We start from the raw sequence: 5,564 nt of genomic DNA, 5'->3' as shown, positions 1-5,564 counted from the left end.
GTGTTGGCGCTATCTATCTTCCCAGGCCGTTGCCAGCCAAGTATTGTGGACAGAAATGAGCTTAACTACCGTGTTCGGAATGGGAACGGGTGGACCCTCATCCTAATCAGCACCAACTATATGTCATCGAGCGCTGCTCGAAAACAAACTATATTATATTGTCCTTCGCGCCTTTTGTCAAGACACTTTTTAAGTGGTGACCCGTACCGGATTCGAACCGATGTTAACGGCGTGAGAGGCCGCTGTCTTAACCACTTGACCAACGGGCCATGGTGCGCCTTCACGGACTCGAACCGGGGACCCACTGATTAAGAGTCAGTTGCTCTACCAACTGAGCTAAAGGCGCATACTGAGACTACCTTCATGTACCCTCAAAACCGAACAATGCAACTTCTCGTTTTTCAGGCCTTGCCTGCTTCATTCGTAGGTCAAGCCCTCGGGCTATTAGTACAAGTCAGCTACACACATTACTGCGCTTCCACCTCTTGCCTATCAACCAGGTAGTCTTCCTGGGCCCTTACTCCATGAAGGATGAGAGATCTCATCTTAGGGGGAGTTTCACGCTTAGATGCTTTCAGCGTTTATCTCGTCCGTACATAGCTACCCAGCTATGCCCTTGGCAGGACAACTGGTGCACCAGAGGTACGTCCATCCCGGTCCTCTCGTACTAAGGACAGCTCCCTTCAAATCTCTTTCGCCCGCAACAGATAGGGACCGAACTGTCTCACGACGTTCTGAACCCAGCTCGCGTGCCACTTTAATCGGCGAACAGCCGAACCCTTGGGACCGAATACAGCCCCAGGATGTGACGAGCCGACATCGAGGTGCCAAACCTCCCCGTCGCTGTGGACGCTTGGGGGAGATCAGCCTGTTATCCCCAGGGTAGCTTTTATCCGTTGAGCGATGGCATTTCCACTCACATACCACCGGATCACTAACTCCAACTTTCGTTACTGCTCGACCCGTCGGTCTCGCAGTTAGGCTGGCTTATACGTTTACACTCATTGCACGATTTCCGTCCGTGCTGAGCCAACCTTTGAGCGCCTCCGTTACTCTTTTGGAGGCGACCGCCCCAGTCAAACTGCCCGCCTAACAGTGTCCCCCGACCGGATTCACGGCCGCAGGTTAGAAACCCAGCAAATCAAGAGTGGTATCCCACCAGCGACTCCACACTGGCTGACGCCAATGCTTCCCTGTCTCCCACCTATCCTGTACATGATTTACCGAATTCCAGTATTAAGCTGCAGTAAAGCTCCATGGGGTCTTTCCGTCTAGTTGCGGGTAACTGGCATCTTCACCAGTACTACAATTTCGCCGGGCGGGCTGTTGAGACAGTGCCCAAATCATTACGCCTTTCGTGCGGGTCAGAACTTACCTGACAAGGAATTTCGCTACCTTAGGACCGTTATAGTTACGGCCGCCGTTTACCGGGGCTTCAATTCAATGCTTCACCTTGCGGTTGACATCTCCTCTTAACCTTCCGGCACCGGGCAGGCGTCAGCTCATATACGTCATCTTTCGATTTAGCATAAACCTGTGTTTTTGGTAAACAGTTGCTTGGGCCTATTCACTGCGGCCTCTTTCGAGGCTCCCCTTCTTCCGAAGTTACGGGGTCATCTTGCCGAGTTCCTTAACAACCCTTCTCCCGTTGGCCTTAGGATTCTCTCCTCATCTACCTGTGTCGGTTTGCGGTACGGGCACCTTAGTATACACATGAGCTTTTCTCGCCTCCGAGCATCGCGGACTTCCCTACTATATTTCGGTCCCTTTCGCCCGGGTCAACCAACGCCCGGGTTCCGCTATCTCAAAGTGTCCCTCATGCTTAAAGTTCGGTGGTTACGGAATTTCTACCGTATGTGCATCGCCTACGCCTCGCGGCCTGAGCTTAGCTCCCGACTTACCTTGGGCGGACGAACCTTCCCCAAGAAACCTTAGATTTTCGGCCATTATGATTCCCACATAATTCTCGCTACTCATTCCGGCATTCTCACTTCTGTACAGTCCACCGCTGCTCTCGCTGCGACTTCACCCCATACAGAACGCTCCCCTACCACTGTCTTTAGACAATCCTAAGCTTCGGTTGCATGCTTAGCCCCGTTACATTTTCCGCGCAGAGTCACTCGACCAGTGAGCTATTACGCACTCTTTTAATGTGTGGCTGCTTCTAAGCCAACATCCTGGTTGTTTTCGCAATTCCACATCGTTTTCCACTTAGCATACATTTGGGACCTTAGCTGTAGGTCTGGGCTGTTTCCCTTTTGACAATGAAACTTATCTCACACTGTCTGACTGCTAGTCATCAATTATCCGGCATTCAGAGTTTGATAGGCGTCGGTAACTTTATCAGCCCCTAAACCATTCAGTGCTTTACCTCCGGTAATCTAAACTAACGCTAGCCCTAAAGCTATTTCGGGGAGAACCAGCTATCTCCGAGTTCGATTGGAATTTCACCGCTACGCACAAGTCATCCACCACCATTGCAACGGGGGTTGGTTCGGTCCTCCATGGGGTTTCACCCCCACTTCAACCTGCTCATGCGTAGGTCACCCGGTTTCGGGTCTATGGCAACGAACTTCATACGCCCTATTCAGACTCGCTTTCGCTTCGCCTCCGGTACTGAATACCTTAAGCTTGCTCGTTACTATAACTCGCCGGACCGTTCTACAAAAAGTACGCCATCACACGTTAACGTGCTCTGACTGCTTGTAAGCACAAGGTTTCAGGTTCTCTTTCACTCCCCTCCCGGGGTCCTTTTCACCTTTCCCTCACGGTACTGCTCCTCTATCGGTCATCAGGTAGTATTTAGGCTTGGAGGGTGGTCCCCCCTGTTTCCCACAGGGTTTCACGTGTCCTGCGGTACTCTGGATCCAGCCTGAAACAATTCGTCTTTCGCCTACGGGGTTCTCACCCTCTGTGACCGGCCTTCCCAGACCGTTCGGCTAAACTATTGTTCCGTATAGCTGTCCGCAACCCCGGAGAATAAATCCTCCGGTTTGGCCTCTTCCGCGTTCGCTCGCCACTACTTGCGGAATCTCGGTTGATGTCTTTTCCTCGCCCTACTTAGATGTTTCAGTTCAGGCGGTTCCCTTCCTACACCTATTTGATTCAATGCAGGATGACTGGATATTGTCCAGCCGGGTTGCCCCATTCGGAAATCTACGGGTCACAGGATATTTGCTCCTTACCGTAGCTTATCGCAGCTTGTCACGTCCTTCGTCGGCTCCTGATGCCAAGGCATTCCCCTTGCGCTCTTATTAGCTTGACCAATCGAAAACAAAGCTTTTCGCTTGTTCTCGTTGTGAATTATGCAGGCAATTCTTTAGAGAAATTGTAATCGTTACCCATCTATACGATGTTCCACAATTAAATTATACGCTCCTGTGTCTTTTCAGACACAGAACCTCTCTGTTGCCTTACTTCACTTTGTTGTTGCATTGTTCAGTTTTCAAGGTACATTGTCCGATCACTTTTGCGATCAGATTTGAAGATCCAACCTTTCAGTCAGGTCTTCAAATCCAACAACAAACGTTGTTTGGTGGGCCCGAGTGGGCTCGAACCACCGACCTTGCGATTATCAGTCGCACGCTCTAGCCAGCTGAGCTACGGGCCCGTTTTGGTGGAGATTAGCGGGATCGAACCGCTGACCTCCTGCTTGCAAGGCAGGCGCTCTCCCAGCTGAGCTAAACCCCCAAAATCTCCCGGACCACATCCCTCTTTCCGGATGTGCGCCCTCTAAATTAAACAACGTGAAAACTTACTCCCCAGCGGCTGACCAGGATGTTATCCAAAAGCCTTGGCTTTTAGAAGTTCTCTTTAGAAAGGAGGTGATCCAGCCGCTCGTTCTCGAACGGCTACCTTGTTACGACTTCACCCCAATTATCGAACCCACCTTCGGCCGCGCCCTCCTTGCGGTTAGGCTACGGACTTCGGGTGTTCCCGACTCTCATGGTGTGACGGGCGGTGTGTACAAGGCCCGGGAACGTATTCACCGTGGTATGCTGACCCACGATTACTAGCGATTCCGACTTCACGCAGGCGGGTTGCAGCCTGCGATCCGAACTGAGACGGCTTTTTGGGGTTCGCTCTGCCTCGCGGCTTTGCATCCCTTTGTTGACCGCCATTGTATTACGTGTGTAGCCCAGGTCATAAGGGGCATGATGATTTGACGTCGTCCCCACCTTCCTCCGTTTTGTCAACGGCAGTCTCGCTAGAGTGCTCTTGCGTAGCAACTAACAATAGGGGTTGCGCTCGTTGCGGGACTTAACCCAACATCTCACGACACGAGCTGACGACAACCATGCACCACCTGTCTCTGCTTTCCCCGAAGGGCACCTAATGTATCTCTACTTCGTTAGCAGGATGTCAAGACCTGGTAAGGTTCTTCGCGTTGCTTCGAATTAAACCACATAATCCACCGCTTGTGCGGGCCCCCGTCAATTCCTTTGAGTTTCAACCTTGCGATCGTACTCCCCAGGTGGGATACTTATTGTGTTAACTGCGGCACGCAGGGGGTCAGTCCCCGCACACCTAGTATCCATCGTTTACAGCGTGGACTACCAGGGTATCTAATCCTGTTCGCTCCCCACGCTTTCGCGCCTCACCGTCAGTTACCGTCCAGTAATCCGCCTTCGCCACTGGTGTTCTTCCTTATATCTACGCATTTCACCGCTACACAAGGAATTCCGATTACCTCTCCGGCACTCAAGACATACAGTTTCAAATGCAGTTTCAGGGTTAAGCCCTGAGATTTCACATCTGACTTGCATGCCCGGCTGCACGCCCTTTACACCCAGTAAATCCGGACAACGCTTGCCACCTACGTATTACCGCGGCTGCTGGCACGTAGTTAGCCGTGGCTTATTCAAGTGGTACCGTCTTCTACTCTTCCCACTTAAAAGAAGTTTACAACCCGAAAGCCTTCTTCCTTCACGCGGCGTTGCTGGGTCAGGCTTGCGCCCATTGCCCAATATTCCCCACTGCTGCCTCCCGTAGGAGTCTGGGCCGTATCTCAGTCCCAATGTGGCCGGTCAACCTCTCAGTCCGGCTACCGATCGTCGCCTTGGTGGGCCGTTACCTCACCAACTAGCTAATCAGACGCGAGGCCATCTTTCAGCGATAAATCTTTGGCATTTCGACCATGCGATCAAAATGCGTCATGCGGTATTAGCAGTCGTTTCCAACTGTTGTCCCCCTCTGAAAGGCAGGTTCCTCACGCGTTACTCACCAGTCCGCCACTAAGCATTCCTATCATTTGGCCGAAACCTCAATCAAGGGTGCTCCGTTCGACTTGCATGTGTTAAGCACGCCGCCAGCGTTCGTCCTGAGCCAGGATCAAACTCTCTATAATATGGTATCTAAACGACCGTAGCCGCTTAAATCAATCATAGAGTCATTTATCATGACTTCATTTATTTCTCTTTTATAGTTGCTGCTTTCAGCCGAATTGACTACGGCCTATTCACCCACAACTTCGTCGCGAGCCTCGTGAAAAGCTCGCTCCGCTGGTGCTTTCTTTTCTCACGTTGTTTAATTTACAAGGTGCACGTCCCTCAAGCGGAACAGTC

The 5,564-nt window shown here is 51.6% G+C and carries 4 tRNA genes and 3 rRNA genes; all 7 read right to left on the bottom strand.

Annotation, left to right across the window (positions count from 1 at the left end):
* Position 1: 1 nt before the first annotated feature.
* Positions 2-117, bottom strand: a 5S ribosomal RNA gene (rrf, locus tag H8Z83_RS18555).
* 77 nt (positions 118-194) lie between these two features.
* Positions 195-269 (bottom strand) — tRNA-Glu (locus H8Z83_RS18550).
* 1 nt (position 270) lies between these two features.
* Positions 271-346: transfer RNA gene (locus tag H8Z83_RS18545), tRNA-Lys, on the bottom strand.
* Between the two features lie 78 nt (positions 347-424).
* Positions 425-3,265 (bottom strand): 23S ribosomal RNA (locus H8Z83_RS18540).
* A gap of 268 nt (positions 3,266-3,533) precedes the next feature.
* A tRNA-Ile gene (locus H8Z83_RS18535) sits at positions 3,534-3,610 on the bottom strand.
* 4 nt (positions 3,611-3,614) lie between these two features.
* A tRNA-Ala gene (locus H8Z83_RS18530) sits at positions 3,615-3,690 on the bottom strand.
* Positions 3,691-3,817: 127 nt separating this feature from the next.
* Positions 3,818-5,347, bottom strand: a 16S ribosomal RNA gene (locus H8Z83_RS18525).
* The 16S, 23S and 5S rRNA genes sit together here with 4 tRNA genes alongside, the layout of an rRNA operon.
* Positions 5,348-5,564: the final 217 nt, after the last annotated feature.

It is taken from the genome of Dysosmobacter segnis, from assembly GCF_014297285.1.
Taxonomy (GTDB): domain Bacteria; phylum Bacillota; class Clostridia; order Oscillospirales; family Oscillospiraceae; genus Oscillibacter; species Oscillibacter segnis.
The sequence above is the reverse complement of the archived record's forward strand: the minus strand, read 5'-3'. Positions and strand labels throughout refer to the sequence as shown.